Annotated in this window: 1 protein-coding gene; it reads left to right on the top strand. The window is 35.0% G+C overall.

All coding sequences use genetic code 11. The features are described 5' to 3' along the window. Positions 1 to 313: hypothetical protein (locus tag N3D74_06770; GenBank protein MCX8095865.1), on the top strand; the 313-nt coding region annotated here is incomplete at its 5' end. Positions 314 to 505 lie beyond the last annotated feature (192 nt).

Here is a 505-nt window from a genome sequence, read left to right on the forward strand (position 1 = left end):
AACTAAGAGATTAAACTTCACAGGTTTCAATCTGCCAAAGAGGAATTTAAACCTTGAAAAAACTAAAAAAATACACTTCACAGAAAATGGTTTCAATCTGCCAAAGAGGAATTTAAACTTTTTAAATAGTTCTTTGGAATTAAAAGGGGCGGTTTGTTTCAATCTGCCAAAGAGGAATTTAAACAGAACGCCAGCACAGCAAGAACAAAGAGGATATTTGGGTTTCAATCTGCCAAAGAGGAATTTAAACGTTCTTGCGCAGGGCGAAGTAGGATTTGAGATTGATGTTTCAATCTGCCAAAGAGGAATTTAAACGTCCCTTGATATCATTTCAAGGTTATTTATTTTATTGTTTCAATCTGCCAAAGAGGAATTTAAACTACGTTTGAAGGTGTATCAGAAAAACAGGTAAGAGAGTTTCAATCTGCCAAAGAGGAATTTAAACGAGGGTTATGCGGAAGCAGTAAAAAAACTTCTGCAAGTTTCAATCTGCCAAAGAGGAATT

The sequence above is a fragment of the Caldisericia bacterium genome, from assembly GCA_026414995.1.
In the GTDB taxonomy this organism is placed as follows: Bacteria; Caldisericota; Caldisericia; order B22-G15; family B22-G15; genus JAAYUH01.